Source organism: Alkalispirillum mobile, from assembly GCF_003664325.1.
Classification (GTDB): Bacteria; Pseudomonadota; Gammaproteobacteria; order Nitrococcales; family Halorhodospiraceae; genus Alkalilimnicola; species Alkalilimnicola mobilis.
The window spans coordinates 284541-300978 of record NZ_RCDA01000002.1 but is presented as its reverse complement, the minus strand read 5'-3'; the positions used below and the strand labels follow the sequence as shown (position 1 = coordinate 300978).

The 16438-nt window shown below is 64.9% G+C and carries 16 protein-coding genes and 1 tRNA gene; 5 read left to right on the top strand and 12 right to left on the bottom strand.

Going from position 1 to position 16438, the window contains the following annotated elements:
- Window positions 1–62 precede the first annotated feature (62 nt).
- The gene (locus tag DFR31_RS09585; protein ID WP_121442453.1) at window positions 63–1637 is read left to right on the top strand and encodes an FAD-binding domain-containing protein; all 1575 of its coding nucleotides are present in this window, start codon (window positions 63–65) and stop codon (window positions 1635–1637) included.
- Entirely contained in the window at window positions 1585–1803 is a 219-nt protein-coding gene (locus tag DFR31_RS14055; protein ID WP_342767663.1) for a DUF2256 domain-containing protein, read from the top strand. The genes DFR31_RS09585 and DFR31_RS14055 overlap by 53 nt, the downstream gene beginning before the upstream one ends.
- Here DFR31_RS14055 and DFR31_RS09575 read toward each other — a convergent pair.
- From DFR31_RS09575 to DFR31_RS09535, 9 genes are all read right to left on the bottom strand, one after another.
- A complete protein-coding gene (locus tag DFR31_RS09575; RefSeq protein WP_245971148.1) occupies window positions 1800–2546 on the bottom strand; it encodes an alpha/beta hydrolase in 747 nt (248 codons plus the stop codon). The two genes, DFR31_RS14055 and DFR31_RS09575, sit on opposite strands and share 4 nt — an antisense overlap.
- Window positions 2536–3099, bottom strand: coding sequence for a nitrous oxide reductase accessory protein NosL (locus DFR31_RS09570; RefSeq protein ID WP_121442451.1), 564 nt, complete (start codon window positions 3097–3099; stop codon window positions 2536–2538). The genes DFR31_RS09575 and DFR31_RS09570 overlap by 11 nt, the downstream gene beginning before the upstream one ends.
- A 12-nt stretch (window positions 3100–3111) precedes the next feature.
- Window positions 3112–3939: an ABC transporter permease subunit gene (locus DFR31_RS09565; protein WP_121442450.1), complete on the bottom strand. Its 828-nt coding sequence runs from the start codon at window positions 3937–3939 to the stop codon at window positions 3112–3114.
- The gene (locus DFR31_RS09560; RefSeq protein WP_121442449.1) at window positions 3936–4862 is read right to left on the bottom strand and encodes an ABC transporter ATP-binding protein; all 927 of its coding nucleotides are present in this window, start codon (window positions 4860–4862) and stop codon (window positions 3936–3938) included. Before DFR31_RS09560 ends, DFR31_RS09565 begins: the two co-directional genes overlap by 4 nt.
- On the bottom strand, window positions 4859–6172 hold the full coding sequence (locus tag DFR31_RS09555; protein ID WP_121442530.1) for a nitrous oxide reductase family maturation protein NosD: 1314 nt from the start codon (window positions 6170–6172) through the stop codon (window positions 4859–4861). Before DFR31_RS09555 ends, DFR31_RS09560 begins: the two co-directional genes overlap by 4 nt.
- Before the next feature lie 60 nt (window positions 6173–6232).
- On the bottom strand, window positions 6233–8152 hold the full coding sequence (gene nosZ, locus DFR31_RS09550; protein WP_121442529.1) for a TAT-dependent nitrous-oxide reductase: 1920 nt from the start codon (window positions 8150–8152) through the stop codon (window positions 6233–6235).
- 51 nt (window positions 8153–8203) lie between these two features.
- Window positions 8204–10348 carry a transcriptional regulator NosR gene (gene nosR, locus DFR31_RS09545; protein ID WP_245971147.1) on the bottom strand — a complete coding sequence of 715 codons (2145 nt, stop codon included), beginning with the start codon at window positions 10346–10348 and terminating at the stop codon, window positions 8204–8206.
- Between the two features lie 24 nt (window positions 10349–10372).
- Window positions 10373–10687, bottom strand: a complete 315-nt coding sequence (locus tag DFR31_RS09540; protein WP_121442448.1) for a c-type cytochrome — start codon at window positions 10685–10687, stop codon at window positions 10373–10375.
- Window positions 10688–10825: 138 nt separating this feature from the next.
- On the bottom strand, window positions 10826–11533 hold the full coding sequence (locus tag DFR31_RS09535) for a Crp/Fnr family transcriptional regulator (protein WP_170153653.1): 708 nt from the start codon (window positions 11531–11533) through the stop codon (window positions 10826–10828).
- A gap of 144 nt (window positions 11534–11677) precedes the next feature.
- Between DFR31_RS09535 and DFR31_RS09530 the strand changes: the two genes are divergently transcribed.
- Together DFR31_RS09530 and DFR31_RS09525 are read left to right on the top strand one after the other, a co-directional pair.
- Entirely contained in the window at window positions 11678–12016 is a 339-nt protein-coding gene (locus DFR31_RS09530) for a hypothetical protein (protein ID WP_121442446.1), read from the top strand.
- A 102-nt stretch (window positions 12017–12118) separates the two neighbouring features.
- A tRNA-Asn gene (locus DFR31_RS09525) sits at window positions 12119–12194 on the top strand.
- Window positions 12195–12381: 187 nt separating this feature from the next.
- Here the strand turns inward: DFR31_RS09525 and DFR31_RS09520 are convergent.
- Together DFR31_RS09520 and mltF are read right to left on the bottom strand one after the other, a co-directional pair.
- Window positions 12382–13032 carry a DUF4395 domain-containing protein gene (locus tag DFR31_RS09520; protein WP_121442445.1) on the bottom strand — a complete coding sequence of 217 codons (651 nt, stop codon included), beginning with the start codon at window positions 13030–13032 and terminating at the stop codon, window positions 12382–12384.
- A gap of 109 nt (window positions 13033–13141) precedes the next feature.
- Window positions 13142–14500, bottom strand: coding sequence for a membrane-bound lytic murein transglycosylase MltF (gene mltF, locus DFR31_RS09515; protein ID WP_121442444.1), 1359 nt, complete (start codon window positions 14498–14500; stop codon window positions 13142–13144).
- A gap of 147 nt (window positions 14501–14647) precedes the next feature.
- Here mltF and DFR31_RS09510 point away from each other — a divergent pair, with 147 nt between their 5' ends.
- Window positions 14648–16144 (top strand): protein adenylyltransferase SelO, encoded by a 1497-nt coding sequence (locus DFR31_RS09510; RefSeq protein ID WP_121442443.1) that lies wholly within the window; start codon window positions 14648–14650, stop codon window positions 16142–16144.
- A gap of 26 nt (window positions 16145–16170) precedes the next feature.
- Here the strand turns inward: DFR31_RS09510 and DFR31_RS14050 are convergent, their stop codons facing one another.
- A complete protein-coding gene (locus DFR31_RS14050; protein WP_281273360.1) occupies window positions 16171–16296 on the bottom strand; it encodes a hypothetical protein in 126 nt (41 codons plus the stop codon).
- Window positions 16297–16438 lie beyond the last annotated feature (142 nt).

Below are 16438 nucleotides of genomic sequence, written 5' to 3'. Positions count from 1 at the left end.
ATGTCACGCCGTACAATTTTTGTATAAAATCAGGACACGCTACCGCCGCCGGGAGCAGCGCCATGTCGTCGCCGATCCATCTTGTCTGGTTCAAGCGGGATCTCCGCGTGGCGGACCATGCGCCGCTCCACCATGCAGCCCGCGCCGGCCCGGTGGTGCCGCTATACATTATCGAACCCGGCTACTGGGCCCTGCCCGACACCAGCCTCCGGCACTGGGATTTTCTCCGTCACAGCCTTGCGGAGCTGGACACAACCCTGCGCGCGCTCGGGCAACCGCTCGTTGTTCGGCAGGGAGATGCGACCGCCGTCTTGGGGGAAATCCTCGCCACCCTGCCCATCGCCGCTGTGCACAGCCACCAGGAGACCGGAAACAACTGGACTTACCAGCGCGATCGCGCCGTCGCAGCGCTGCTGCGGCAACGGGGGGTGCCGTGGCAGGAATACCGCCAGCACGGGATAAAGCGCCCCCTGCCCCGGCGGGACGGCTGGTCACGCCAGTGGGAAACACTGATGGGCGAACCCTGCCTGCCGGTTCCGAACTCCCTCCAGCCCGCTCCCAGAATAAAGCGCGAGACACTTCCAGACCGCCCTCCTCCTCTGTCCGGCGAGGAGCGCATCCGCGTCCAGACTCCAGGGCGACGCGCCGCAGAGGCGGTGTTACAGGGCTTTCTCACCGACCGCGGGCGCCGCTACGCCGGTGGCATCAGCAGCCCGGTGTCTGCCTGGACTGCCAGCTCCCGGCTGAGCCCCCACCTGGCCTACGGCACACTCTCGCTTCGCGAGGTGGTGCAGGCCAGCCGCGCCCGCCGGAGAGATTTGAAGGGAACTCTGCCGCCGGGGAACGCCCGCAAGTACTGGCTGCGCTCCCTGCAGCAATTCGAGAAGCGGCTCCACTGGCACTGCCACTTCATGCAGAAGCTGGAGGATGAGCCGCGCATCGAGTTTGGCAACATGCAGCGGTCGGCGGACGGGTTGCGTGAAGATGCGTTCAATACCCCGCACTTCGAGGCCTGGCGGGTCGGCCGGACCGGCTTCCCGCTGGTGGACGCCTGCATGCGTGCGGTCAACGCCACCGGCTGGCTGAATTTCCGCATGCGCGCCATGCTGGTCTCGTTCGCGGCCTACCACCTGTGGCTCCACTGGCGCGAGCCGGCACTGCACCTGGCGCGCATGTACACCGACTACGAACCCGGCATCCACTATTGCCAGATGCAGATGCAGTCGGGCACCACCGGCATCAATGCCCTGCGCATCTACAACCCGGTGAAGCAGTCGCGGGAGCACGACCCGAAGGGGCAGTTCATCCGGCGCTGGGTGCCGGAGCTGGCCGAGGTGCCGGACGACTGGCTACACCAGCCCTGGGACATGCCCGACCGGTTGCAGGCGCGCAGCGGCTGTCGGATCGGACAGGACTACCCCATGCGCATCGTTGACCACGAACGGGCGGCCCGCCAGGCCCGCGAGCAATTCCGGACCCTGCGTCGGGATGCGCAGGCCCGGCAGGAGGCCGAGGGCATACGGCAGCGCCACGCCAGCCGCCGCCGGGGCCGGTCCCGCACTGGTCCAAGCCCGCAGAAAAGGGATGACCGGCAGCTCTCGCTGTTCCCCGATCGGGCGGGAAAGCATGGCTCATAAGAAGTCTCACCTGCCGGAGAAGCAGTGCGCCACCTGCGGTCGCCCCTTCACCTGGCGAAAAAAGTGGGCGCGGGATTGGGCGCAGGTCCGTTACTGCTCCCAGCGCTGCCGGCGCACCCGCCGGAGACACGCCGGAGACGGAGCCACCGAGAAACCGGACCCCTAACCCAGTCTGTCCATGAGCCAGCTGTCCAATGCCTCCAGCTCTTCGCCACAGACCTGATGGCCCATGTCGTAACGCTCCCAAACCACCGGGTGTCCGCCGTCCGCCAGGGCGTACGCGGCGCGCTCGGCCCGGCCGTAATCCATTACCTCGTCCTGCGTGCCATGGGCCATGAACACCGGGGTTTCGGCATTGGCCGGATCCCGGAAGGCCTGCCAGCGGTCGACCAACGGCAGGTAGCCGGACAGGGCCACCACGCCGGCCAGCCGTTCGGGGAAACCCAATCCGGCGTGCAGCGCCATGGCCGCCCCCTGGGAATAGCCCACCAGCACGATGCGTTCCGCGGGGATGCCGCGGCGGATCTGCTGCCTGATCAGCCCCTGAACTTGCTCCGCCGCCGCGCGGATGCCCGCCTCATCCTCCGGGGCATCCGGCCCCAGGGCCAGCTGGTCGAACCAGGCGCGCATGAGTCCGCCCTGGTTGACGGTCACCTCCCGCACCGGCGCATGGGGCACCACGTGGTTCAAGCCGATGCGGTTGACCCGGCGCAGCTGGGGCAGCAACGGGTCCAGGTCCGCACCGCTGGTCCCTAACCCATGCAGCCAGATGATGCTGGCCCTCGCCTTGTCCAGGGTCATCCATTCCGAGACCAGCAGACCCTCGTGGCCGCGCACGGCATCCGGGTCCTCATAGGCGCCCGGGCCCGGTTGCTGCCGGGACTGTTGTTTCGTTTGTTCAATGACCATGGTGTCCTCCACCATTGTGGTGTTGCTGGTCAATCATTGACTGAGTCAAGTCATTCAATACATCCCAGTCGATGTCGTCGTAGGTCAGCACCCGACCCTCCTCCAGTTCGTCGGCGTGGGCCTTGGCCGCGTCGCGCTCACCAAAGGGCACCAGGGCCGGCCCCATGGAGGCCATGCGTGGATCACCGATCACGAAGTGCGCTTTGCGGGCCACGATCAGCGCACTGTCGTCGGGCTGCTCCCATTCGGTCTGCATCAGATCATGCACATAGGCCTGGCGGATCCGAGTGGCATTCTCCGGCTGCAGCACCCAGGCGAAGAGATCGCTGGTAGAGCAGAAGCCCACGCTGCGATTGCCGTCGTCCACGCAGACCTGGCCCTTGGGGCCGGGGTATTCCACGATGGTCATCCCGCAGACCGCGCAGCTCTCGTCCGCAGCAAAGGGGCGGGGTGAGCAGTTGGCCGCCGAGTCACCGCGCGAGCCACCGCAGCCGCTCAACCCCACCAGGGGCAGGCCGGAGAGCAGCAGTAACAGGGTGCGTCGATTCAACATAGGGTCATCACCTCAGGCCGTGCGCCGACGGAACAGGCACAGGGCCAGCAGGAAGGGTGCGACGGCCCAGGCCGCCAGCACCAGGAACATGGTGGTCAGTGAGTAGGCATCGCCGGCGATGGAGGCCAGCCCGGCATACTCCCGTGCCGCCTCGAAGCCGGTGAGATTGATCAGGCGGAAGACATCGGTGGGGTTGAAGAGCAGCAGCGCCTGGAAGACACCGCTGGGCACACCGCCCTCCGTGCCCACCAGGAGCGCCAGCAGCACCAGGTCATAGACCAGCACAAACAGGAACCAGACCACCAGGGCCAGGCCCGCGGCCTTGGCCTTGTCGCCCACCACCACGCTGATCAGATAGGCGAGGCCGATGAAGGCCCAGCCCAACAACAGGGCGCTGGCGATGAACAGGCCAAAGCCCATGACCAACTGCCCGGTGTTCACGCCCTCGCCCAGCACTCCGATCACCGCCCCGGCCACCCCGAAGCCCACCAGGGTGGACAGGCCGAGAATGGCGCCGTGCCCCAGGAACTTACCGGTGATGAGCTGCGAGCGTGACAGGGGGTAGGTGAGCAGCAGCAACAGGGTGCCCTGCTGGTCCTCGCCCACGATGCTGTCGTAGGCCAGCATCAGTGCGATCAGCGGGATCAGGAACACCGCCAGCGTCGCCAGGCTGATCACGGTGGTGGCCACCCCGGTAAAGCCCACGTGGCCGGCGGCGGCCGCACCGAACCAGGCCAGGCCGACGGCAAACAGCGCGAACACCACGGTGATGGCCAGCACCCAACGGTTGCGCAGGCCGTCGCGGAACTCCTTGGTGGCCACGGTCAACACGGCATTCATGATTGCCCCTCCCGCAGCGCGAGCTGCTTGTCGAAGTGCACGTACAGGTGCTCCAGGGTCGGAGGCTCCCACTCCAGATCCCTGATGTGGCTGCCGCCGAGCAGGCCGCGCAGGGCATCCAGCTTGCGATCGTCGCCGGTGAGCAGTTCCACCGACTGACCGTTCACGGCGCGGGTGGAAAAACCCTCCCCTTCCGCCTGACGTTGCACCCCCTGCGGGTCCGTGGTCCGCACGCGGATCACCTGGGGCAGGCCGGCCTCGTGGCGTAGCTGGTCCAGCGTGCCTTCGGCGAGCAGGCGCCCGCCGCCCAGGATGGCGGCCCGGTCGATGTGGCGCTCGATGCCCGGCAGCACGTGGGAGCAGAGCACGATGCTGACGCCTTGGCCGCGCAACCGGTCCACGGTCTCGTAGAAATCGCGGGTGGCCATGGGATCCAGGCCGACGGTGGGCTCATCCATCAGCAGCAGCCGCGGCTGCCCCAGCAGCGCCTGCGCCAGGCCGAGCCGCTGGCGCATGCCCTTGGAATAGGTTCGCACCCGACGCTGCACCGCGTGGCCCAGCCCCACCTCTTCCAGCAACTCGTCGGCACGCCGCACAGGCACGCGCTTCAGCCGGGCAAAGTAGTGCAACACCTCGCGCCCAGAGAGCTGCTCGTAGAAGCTGACGTTCTCCGGCAAATACCCCAGCCGCTCGCGCAGATGAGCGGAATCCCCGCCCGACGGGTCGTGGCCGAAGACGCGCACCGCTCCGGCCGTGGGCTGAATCAGCCCCAAGATGAGTTTCATGGTGGTGGACTTGCCGGCGCCGTTGTGGCCCATCAGGCCCAGCACCTCGCCCTCTTTCAGCTCTAGGTCCAGCCCTTGCAGGGCCTTTACCGCACCGAAATGGCGATCCACCGATTGCAATTGCACCACGGCGTTCACTTGAGCACCTCCAGATCGTGCGGGGGGGCGATCAGCGGCGCGCTGTCGCGCACCCCGCTGGGGCGTAGCACCGGAAATTGGCGCTGCACCCAGCGCAATAGCTGCACCGCCGGGCTGTTGGTCAGAATCTTGGCCATGGGGTATTTCCACAGCACCCCGTCCATGGCGTCATTGGGCTCGTAGGGTGTGTCACCGATGCCGTCGCCGGCCAGGTCCCAGCCCATGTAGTCACTCCAGTAATTGCCCCGGCCCTCGTGGGACCACTCCTCCTCCCGGTTGGCCACGTACATCACCTGATGCTGGTTGGCGATAAAGGAGTTGCCGTGGAACTGGTTGTGGTTGGAACCCGCCGTGAGGTGGATACCGATCTCCGTACGGGCGAACAGGTTGTCGCTCACCGAGTTGCCGTGGGAGTTGTAGATGAAGATCGCCTTGCCCTCGGAGCCCAACGTCACCCCGTGCTCCCGCGTGGAACCACCGGCCCAGCCGGTTACGCGGTCCACCAGGTTGTCCTCGATGGTGCTGTAATTGACGAAGTTCAGCAGGATCCCGTAGTTGTGATCGCGCAGGGAGCGGTTGCCCACCACCTCCAGGTGGTTGGACATCATCAGTGCGTAGCCGCTGCGGGTACGGGTGGTGGTGTTGTCCACGATGCGGCCGTGGTGGGAGTACATGTAGTGGATGCCGTAGCGCAGCTCCGAGAAGTGATTGCTGCGGAACTCCACCTCGCGGCTGGTATCGATGTATACCCCGTCGCGCGCGTGCCGCACGGTGTTGAAGGCCACCAGCCCGCCGCTGACATTGTAAAGGCGGATGGCGTCGCCCCGGTCCTGGGAACGGACCGTCGGGTCGCCGGTGATCCGGTTGTTGACGACAGTGGGGTGCTCGCTGTGCCAGACCCAGACCCCGAAGGCCACGTCCTCGAGGGTATTTCCCTCCACGTGCAGGTTATGGCTGCCCCGCGCGGCGTGGATGCCGGAGTTCATGTCGGTCAGGTTGAAGCCGGAGCGGCGCAGGGTCAGGCCCTCGATGCGCACATCGGAGGCCTCCACACGAATGACGTCCCCCTCCCCCGCCGCGTCGATCACGGCGCCGGGCTCCCCCTTCAGGGTCAGGGGTTTGTCGACGGTGATGCCACCCTCGTAAGTACCGGGGGCCAGCGTCAGGACGGCACCCGGCTCGGCGGCATCGATATGGTCCTGCAATGCGCCGTCGTCGGGCCCAATCGTCTGGGCGGCGGCCGTCGGCAACAGGGCAAGACAGAGCATCAGACCCCAGGTAAGGAGGACTGATGTGAGTAATCGGTACATGATGACCTCGCTGATCAGAGCCAGCGGGCCCTGCACTCAGGCAGGGCCCGCCCGGATGGCTCACGCCTCGACCAGCATCCTGCCGGACATCTCCATGTGCAGGGCGTGGCAGAACCAGCTGCAGTAGTACCAGTGCACCCCGGGCTTGTCGGCCACGAAGGTCACCGAGGAGGTCTGCTGCGGGTTCACCTCGAAGTTGATGCCGTGGTTGACCAGCGCGAAGCCGTGACTCAGGTCCTCGATCATGTCGAGGTTGGTCACCACGATGGTCACCTCATCGCCCTTCTTCACCTTGAACTCGGTGATCCCAAAGCTTGGCGCGATGGAGGTCATGTAGACGCGGACCTTGTTGCCATCGCGAATGACCTTGTTGTCCCGCTCAAGGGTCACGCCATCTTCCTTGGCCATGGCCACGGTGTCGGCGAAGAAGGGGTCTTCCCGGTCGTAGATCTTCACCGGGTCCAGCTGGTCGGCGCGCACCATCAGGGCGTCGTGGGGCTCGGCGTAGGTCGGCCCGTCGTGCACCAGCTCCATCTTCTCGCCGGAGATATCGATGAGCTGGTCGTTCTCCGGGTGGAGCGGGCCCACGTTGAGGAACCGGTCCTTGGAGAACTTGCTGAGCGAAGCCAGGTACTTGCCGTCCACGTCGCGGCTGCAGGCCAGCGACGCCTTCAGGTGACCGATCTGGTAATGCACGTCGATGCGGTCGCGGATGTAGTTCACATCGGCCCCGTCATAGGAACGGATGGCATCGGCGATGTTCCACTTGACCACCTGGCTGTCGATGAACAGCGAGGTGTAGGCGTTGCCGCGATCATCGAAGGTGGTGTGCAGCGGGCCCATGCCCACCTCGGGCTCGGCCACCACGGTGTCGCGCGGGTCGGTGATGGTGCCGTCGAACCAGTCGTCGACGCGGGCCCACTCCACCACCGAGCAGGTGGGAGAGAGCTTGCCGCTGACCACGAAGTACTTGCCGTCCGGCGGCGCGGTGTTGAAGCCGTGCGGGCTACGCGGGATGGGGATGTACACCGTGTAATCGGACCCACCCTTGTCCGCGCCACGACCATCCACCACGGGCACGTCAGAATCCCCGATGGTGGTGTAGTCGCCGTTGGCCACCGCCTCCTCGATGCGGGCCACGTTGAAGATGACCGCCCAGTCGCGCTCCGGGCCCATCATCTCTTCCTGGGTAACACCCCGGTTGGAGTTGTAGCAGGTGGCGCCGACGTACTTGCCCTCGTAGTCGGTGTCGCAGTTGTCCATGTTGCCATCGACGATCACCTGCCATTTGATGTCCATGGTCTCGGCGTCGAGGCAGGTCATCAGCGTCCAGTACTCGCTGGGATCCTCCAGGTGGCGACCATCGTTGGGCGTGGGGATGATCATCTCGCCGGCGGCAAAGACCCGCTCGGTCTTCGGCACCCGCTGCAGGGTCAGCCCGTGAATGGAGGCCGTATTGGGGATGGTGACGATCTTGTCCGTCCGCATGATATCGAGACGGATGCGGCCCACCCGGGTGTTGGCCTTGTCATTGATGAAGCACCAGCGCCCGTCATACCGGGCATCGGTGTAGCTCACCTTCGGGTGGTGGGTATCACCGTTGAGGAAGACGCCGCTCTCGCCCAGCACCCGCTTGCTCTCGTTGGTAATGCCCCAGCCGATGGCGCTGTCAAAGTTGAACACCGGAATGCGCAGCAGCTCGCGCATGGAGGGCACGCCGAAGATGCGCACCTCGCCGGAATGGCCGCCGCTCCAGAAGCCGTAGTACTCATCCAGCTGGCCAGGCCCCACCTTGTGCGCGTTGCTGTTGCCCGGGGCGGCGCTGGTCTCGCCACTGCGCACCAGCATGCCGGTACCGGTGGCCCCAGCCGCGCCCACTGCACCCACGGCAGCCGTGGTGCCGAGGAATTTACGGCGACCCGGGTTCTGTAGCCCCCCGGTGTCGTCGATCGTTGCCTTTTTCGTGTCCATCTCACTCATCGTCATAGCCCTCTCGGCTCTGGTACATCGATCAGATGCCCCCGCGGTGGTTTACGTGGTTCGGGGCACTTCCACTGTCGGGAAGGCGCCTTGGCCCCTCCCCTCCGCTTGTCGCGCCGCCTTTTCCCGGCGTTTGCGACGAACGATCATTGGCGGGCACTTGCGGTCGTTCCAGTACGTCACCTGGCAGTCCAGGCAGTAGTGGCACTCGTTCGCATTGATGCGCCCATCGGGGTGAATGGCCTGCACCTCACACTCGTTGGCGCAGATCTGGCAGGGCTGGCCGCACTCCTTATGCCGACGCAGCCAGTCGAACAGTCGGATGCGCGCCGGGATGGCCAGCCCCGCACCCAGCGGGCAGACGTACCGGCAGAAGGCCTTGCGCATGAACACCGAGATGCCGAGCCAGGCCAGGGCGTAGAGCACGAAGCCCCACTCGCGCATGAACTGCATGGAGATCGCCGTCTTGAACGGCTCCACCTCGGCGTAGCGCTCCGCCTCTACCAGCGAATGCAGGGAGATGGCGAACAGGCCGAGCAGGACGATGTATTTCAGCGCCCAGAGCCGCTCGTGCACCGCGAAGGGCATCTCGAACTGGGGGACCCGCAGCTTGCGCGAAACCTCGTTGATGAGTTCCTGCATGGCGCCGAAGGGGCAAAGCCAGCCGCAGTAGACACCCCGTCCCCAGAGCAACACCGTCACCGCGACGAAGCTCCAGAGGATGAACATGTAGGGGTCCATCAGGAACGTGGACCACTGGAAGTCGGTGAACAGGGCATTGGTGAAGGTGAAGATGTTCACCACCGACAGCTGTGCCAGGGCGTAGTAGCCGATAAAGCCCACGGTGTAGACCAGGAAACCGTGGCGTATCCAATACAGCAGGCGCGGCCGGCGCGCGAGCACATCCTGGAAGAGCAGGATGAACGTCAGGAATACCAGGCTGACGGCCAGCACGGTGATGCCGAACACCCGGTCCTCCCACACGGTCAGCCACAGGGGACGGTCATCCTCATCGAGGCTGGCTGGCGGCTCGGGGATATCGAGGAACTGCTCCGGCACCTGGTAGCTGGCCTCGAACCGGGCATTGATGCGGTCCAACGCGCTGACCTGCCGGCGGACCAGCAGTTCCAGGTCCATGTCGCTGGCCGGGTCGAAGCGGGCATCGGCGCGGATGATGAAGATTTCCTTCTCACCCAGGTCCGGCGCGCTGTTCGTGTCCAGCCGGTGCAGCCGGATCAGGTCGCGGTCGTGCCACTGGATGGTCTGGTCACCCTGGATGAGTTGCATGCGGTCGAAGACGCCGCCGCGCACCCAGCCGTCCCCTTTGAAGGAGTAGTCGCTGTCAGCGCTGGCCATGACCCCCAGCAGGTGCTCACCCTCATCCAGCCGATCCATGAGGCGTTCGTATTGGGTGTCACCCAATAGATTGCGACCGATGGTGGGCACATTGAGGTAGCCGAAATAGATGTCGATGAAGGTCTCTTCCTCGGCACCGTCGGGGGCGGTGTCCACGCCCTCGGCGTCGGTGCCCTCAAAGGCCTCGTCCACGTCACCCCGGGCGATCTGCAGGCGACCCAGCGCGCCCATCTCCTTCAGGGCGGCCCAATCAGCCTCCTCGAAGACATCCTCGCGCACCGTGGCCGGTTCCCGCAGGGCGGCCACATCCACATCGACAATGCCGTGCTCGCGGGCCACCAGGCGGGCCGCGCGCATAATGGAGTCCCCCATCACCACCACCGTCACGGTGGCGCTGGACACGGAGTCGACGCTGACATAGCCCTCGCGCTGGCGACGGGACAAGCCCACGCGCACCCGTTCCGTCACGTGCTTGCCGACGTACTGGTCCATGAAGTCCACCAGGCGGTGGTCGGGGACCCCGATCAGCACGATCGGTTCGGAGTGCTCCAGCAACTGCACGCCGGTGATGTAGCCATCCAGATCCATGCCGACCCGCATGTTGACCGGCTTCCCGGAGTAAGCGCCGATCGGGGCAATCTCGATGGTCTCGAAGGCGTAGCCCACCCGTTCGCCGTCCTCATAAAGAGGGTGCACCGGGGGTTCCCCCTCCGGTGCCCCCACCTTGTCGGCGCCGGGTAGGACTTCATCCAGCCAGTCCGCTGCGCCTAACTGCCAGGGCATGGCCAACAGCAAGAGAGCACAAAGCCAGCCCAGGGTTTGGCGGGTTCCTTTCAGCACGGCAGCCTCCGCGTCCTTTTGGCCCTAGTCGCAGTCCTGCTCGGCGAAGTACGCCGCGATGTCCGCCAGCTCCTGGTCATCGAAACGCATGACCTGAGGCGCCATCTCGGGGTCTTCGCGATCGCCGTCGCGATAGGCCTCGAGGGCGGATAGCAGATAGGCCTCGTGCTGACCGGCCAAATTGGGATAACGGGGCATGGAACTGCGCCCGCCGGGGCCGTGGCAGGCGACGCAGCTGGCGACCAGTCCAGCACCGCGTTCGGGATCCCCTGCTGCAGCCAATCCCGGGATTGCCAGCGCTACGCCAAATGCCGCCGTTAGAACAAGTTTGTGGACCATGTCCTGCCTACCTCTCTGGTTATGCGATTAGCAGGACGGAGCACGCTGCCCCGCCTTGCCGCATAGTTAATATCCAGAGAGGCCGCTTGGTCTTTGCGGCAGGACAAACAGCCGTGTGACAACCTGTCGCAGTGGCAATCAGCTACCGCTCAGAAGCCGTAAACGGTTTAGGGAGGTAAGGGTGACGCGACACCGGCCCACACGGACCAGGCCGTCACGCTCCCAGCCGGAGAGGGTCCGGCTGACGGTATGCAGGGTGGTGCCGCAGAGTTCTGCCAAGTCCTGGCGGGTAATGCTATCCGCCAACCTAACACCGTCTGCGGTCGGTGTTCCGGCCTGTTCCGCCAGTCGGAGCAAACACTGCGCGAGGCGCTGGGGTACCTGCGCTGTGGAGGCCTCACAGAGTCTCTCCACGGTCTGCTCCTGATAACGGGCGACAATTTCCAGAAGGTTGGTCTGCAGCGTCGGCAGCCGCTTGAGTTCCTCACGCATCGCCTGGGCGGGCCACGCCAGCACCACACTGCCCTCCCAAGCCCGCGCGGTAATCGGGAAGCGGGCGGCCTGCTTACCGATCACGGAACAGGCAGCGCATGGTTCGAAGGGGCGCAGAATTCTGACAACCACATCCTGCCCCTGCGGTGAACCACGCAACAATTTGATGGCACCCGCGTAAAGCAGATAAAAGCTGTTGGCGGTCTCACCGGCATTGAACAGAGTCTCCCCCGCCTCGAGCTGATGCGGCTGGGCGCGTCCCAGCACTTCGCTGATCTGGCGGGGCGCCAAGCCATTGAAAAGGGGACTGGCCGATAGCTCATCAGCATACGTGTGGCTTTTCGTCAGCGGCATGGTGTCCATCACTCCTGTAAGATTCATTTTGTGCACATTTTATAGAACACTTTATCCTGCAATTTGAGCCAGAGCAAAGACTGGAGCAGTTGATCGCGCTTATACAGTACCGAACGCCGGCCAACGAACGCCCGGGAGAACCCCATGCAGATAATCAACGCCTCCGCCCTGAAGCACCCCTTGCTACAAGCACCGCGGGAGCTCATGACAGAGCTGGACTTTAACCTGGGCACCATCCCAACCACCGTGCGCCTAAGGTTGTACTACGAGCTTCATGGCCACCGGATCAGCCATGAACAAAGTCACTTTCTGCAGACACCGCTGCAGGATGAGCCTGGCCTGGTGGACCTGGAGGATGAGCGGGACCCCGATCAGGCACTGCAACAGCTGGTAGGTGACTTCATCCAGCGCTACCAGGAAGCGGAACAGGCAGGCCATCGGCCCTCAGCGGGCTGGTTAATGCCGAACCGGGATTTCGCATGAAAGGCCATGAGCAGACGAGGCCTGGCTGGTAACCGCCACGGTCCGCACGCTTGACAGGTAGCGTTGCGTGAGTAAAATGCCCCACACAACGCAGCGCACAGTTCCCCGGTAGCTCAGTTGGTAGAGCAAGTGACTGTTAATCACTGGGTCGGCGGTTCGAGCCCGTCCCGGGGAGCCATACAGAAAAAGCCCAGGCCTTATGGCTTGGGCTTTTTTGCTTCCGGCATTTCTCCTGAACCCCGCCGGAGCCCCCCGTCAGTCGACACCCGCCGTTCCCCATCATTGACCCGCTCCATAACGCGACAGGGCGCCACCGGCCCTGCCGATGGCGCCCTGTATGTCGCTGAGGCTGTTTGGCCTCGGAATTACTCGCTCAATGCGGCAACCGCGGCCAGCCGCTCGGGCTGCTCCAGGCCAGCAACAATCGGGGCGGAGACAGCCAGCACCGCGATGAATCCGGCGAGTACCAGCACATGCGCCGGACGAACCCGGGTGATGGGTTCCTTGCGCTGAATGGAGCATACCCCGCCCGGGCAAAGCTGCGCCCGCTCCTTGAAGAACATGTTGTACATCTTGCAGCCGATGCAGATCCCGAACGCGGTTTCGAAGAACATCAGCACGATGCAGACCAGGCACGCGGCCAGGACAACCGGACCCGCGCTGTTCAGCCCGAACACCAGAAACATCACCACGGTGGCAATGCCTAGCCCAAGTGCCCAGGCGAACCGCTTCTGTGGCGCGCCGACGTACTCGGGCTCCTGGTTGCCGACCAGCAGGCGCCCCAGGACCAGCGAGGGCGCGAAGCGCGGGTTGACCAGCACCCGGATGGCGAAATCCAGGAAGAAGGCCAGTACTACCATCCGCATCGGGGTAAAGCTCCCCAACTGGAAGGCCTGAAGGAAGGCAATCAGCGCCGCGACGAACAGGATGCCCGCGCCAGCACGGGCCTCGCGCTCGTTCAAGACGGGAACTGCGTATTCCTCCATCCTCTCACCGAACTGAAACAACTTTCCCATCACGATCCTCCGAAAATGCTTTGGCGTCAGGCTAAAATATTCATCGCTATTATATGACTACTTATGAATATTACAACGCTCACTTCCTCTGCGCCAGTCCTCGTACCGCCTAATCAAAGGCGTGGCGGATCACGTCCCGGTAGTTGCGGATACGCTGCACGAAGTGCACCGGCTCGTAGCCCCGGGCATAGCCGTATCGCAGGTTCGGGTAGTAGCGCTCGTCCGCCAGCAGGGGCAGCACCTCGCTCATTTCCTGCCAGTCGTCCGGGTCTCGGTCCAGATCCCGCGCCAGTTGCCGGGCATCGAGCAGGTGGCCGCGGCCCACGTTGTAGCTGGCCAGCGCCAGAAACAGGCGGTCCGGTTCCGGGATCTGCTCCGGCAGACGCTCGTAGCGATCCGCCAGGTAGCGGGCACCGCCCATGATGCTCTGCTGCGGGTCCAGCCGGTTGTTCACCCCAAGTGATTCCGCCGTGCTTTGGGTGAGCATCATCATGCCGCGCACCCCCGTGGGGCTGCGGGCCTCCGGGTTCCAGTGGGACTCTTGGTACGATAGGGCCGCCAGCAGGTCCGCCGGCATACCCGTCTCCTCCTCCGCCTGTTCGAAGTAGGCCTTGTACTCCGGCAGCGTATCCTCGATGCGCCGGCTCAGCGCCCGCATGTCCACGAAGTCGAATTCGCTCACGTAGGCGTAATAGCGCTGCTCCATGGCCGCGATGGCTTCATCCCCCTCGCGACTGTTCATCCAGGCAAACGCCGCTTTCGCCAGGTCATCGAACCCCTCGGCAATGTACCACCCCAGATTCTGACCCTCTGTCAGGTCCATCATCACCTCGAGGGCAGGCAGGTAACGGCGGTTCAGGCGCACGATGGTGGAATCTGCCACGGTGCAGTCCAGGCGGCCCTCCGCCACCGCGCGCAGTAACTCCTCGGAGCCGCGCTCATCCTCCTCGAAGGCCAGGTCGGTATGCTGCTCTGCCAACTCCTCGAGGGCCTCGGCATAACTGGAATGGGCAGTCACTTTCAGCCCCACGTCAGCGAGATCCGTCATGCTCTTGGGCCTGTTGCTCATATCGCGATGGCAGACCACCTGCTGCGTGACCTCGGTATGGGCCGGCCCCCGCTCGAACCGGTCGTTGCGCGAGTCCAGGTGCGTCAGCCCGGCGGCGGCCAGGTGCGCCCGGCCCTCCTCCAGGTAGGCCAGCACCTCGGCCGTGGTGTGCAGGTCCACCCAGTCCACGGACCAGCCCTGCGCCTCGGCAAAGGCCTCTACCAGGTCGTGCTCCGGGCCGACTCGGCGCTCGTGGCGATCGACATAATAGGCCGTTGCTGAGTTACGGGTGACCACCCTGAGTTCACCGGTTTCCTGCGGGTCGGCGAGCGGCTCTCGTGGTTCATCATCAGGCCCCTGGCCGCAGGCGGAGAGCAGCGCCGCCAGCAAAATCGGCGCAAACGCAAGCAAACGTCGCATCGTCAATCTGTTCTCTGGGTGCACGGCAGAACAGTCTAACCCGCTTTGACCGGGAGAGGATCAACCCTGACTTTTTTCCGAGTGTTTTACTTGGTTTTTGCCTTACAATAGTGCGCATCGCAATTGGCAACGCCGGACACGCTTACCATGCCGCAGCAGCCGCCCATCCCCTTCGACAACACCTATGCCCGCCTCCCGGACCGGTTCTATTCCCGGGTTCAACCCACCGCCGTGGCGCAACCGGAGCTGATAGAGCTCAACCAGCCCCTCGCCGAGGCACTGGGCCTCCAGCCGGACCTCCTCGACGCCGGTCCGGGCGCGCGGATATTCGCCGGCAATCGCATCCCGGAAGGCGCCGAACCGATTGCCATGGCCTACGCTGGCCACCAGTTCGGGCATTGGGTCCCCCAACTGGGTGACGGGCGGGCGGTGCTGTTAGGCGAGGTAGTAGACCGGGGCGGGGTCCGCCGGGATATCCAGCTCAAGGGCTCCGGCATCACCCCCTACTCCCGCAGCGGTGACGGCCGCGCGCCGATCGGCCCGGTGGTGAGGGAATACTTGGGCAGTGAGGCGATGCACGCCCTGGGCATACCCACCTCCCGGGCGCTGGCAGCCGTCACCACCGGCGAGCCGGTGTGGCGCGAGACGGTCCAGCCCGGCGGGGTCATCACCCGCGTGGCCACCAGCCACGTGCGGGTGGGTACCTTTGAGTACTTTTACCACCGGGGTGATCAGGAGGGTGTCCGCACCCTGGCCGACTACGTGATCGACCGGCACTACCCGGAATTGGCTGGCCGGCCACAGCGTTACCGCGAGCTGCTGACGGCGATCATTGCCCGCAAGGCCGACCTGGTGGCCCGATGGATCAGCGTGGGGTTCATTCACGGGGTGATGAACACCGACAACACGTCCGTGGTCGGTGAGACCATCGACTACGGGCCCTTTGGCTACCTGGACACCTACCACCCCAAGACGTGCTACAGCGCCATCGACCGCTTCGGCCGCTACGCATTCGATGAGCAGCCCCGGATGGCCCACTGGAACCTGACACGGCTCGCGGAGACGCTGCTGCCTCTGCTGAGCGACGATGAGGATCGGGCGCTGGAGATCGCGCGGGAGGCTCTGGACGAGTTCCTGCCCCGCTTCGAGGCGGCCCATCACGCCAGCCTCCGCGCGAAACTGGGGCTGGCAAAGGCACTACCGGGAGACGTAAGCCTGGCGTACGACCTGTTCGAGCTGATGGCGGAGCAGCAAGCGGATTTCACCGCGGTATTCCGCGCCCTTTGCGAGGCGGGTGCACCCACCGAGGCCCCCGAGCGCTTCGCCGCACCCGCCCGCCAGCACTTTCGAAATAAGGGGCCGTTCGATGCCTGGGCAAGGCGCTGGGCGGATCGGTTGCAACAGGAGGCGCGCACCAACGGCGCACGTCAGGCGGCCATGCGGGCGGTGAACCCGAAGTTCATCCTGCGCAACCACCTGGCGCAATGGGCGGTTGATGCCGCAACGGAACGGCACGACTTTGCGCCCATGAAGCAACTGCTGGACGTGCTGCAACGGCCATTCGATGAGCAGCCAGGCGCCGAACACCTGGCCGCACCGCCATTGCCCGAGCAGCGGGTTTACCAGACCTTTTGCGGCACCTGACCTGGAGATGCCGCTGCCAGGCGCTGTCAGCCCCCCAGCTGCGTCAACAGACCGACCAGCCCCGGCATTATGCCGATGAGAAGCACCGCCACCACGGCAAGAAGCCAGATCAGTGGGCTCGAGTCGCCATCGTAATGCTCGTTATCCGCCATCACCTACCTCCTCGATCAGGGAAGACAAGCTGCGCCCGCCGCCACGGCGACGGGCCCCGGGCGTAATGCCCTCCAAGGAAAGGGCACCCTTCCCCATTTTTAGTAAGGTTGGCCCCGGCTTGCAACCCAGTGGGCAACGCGG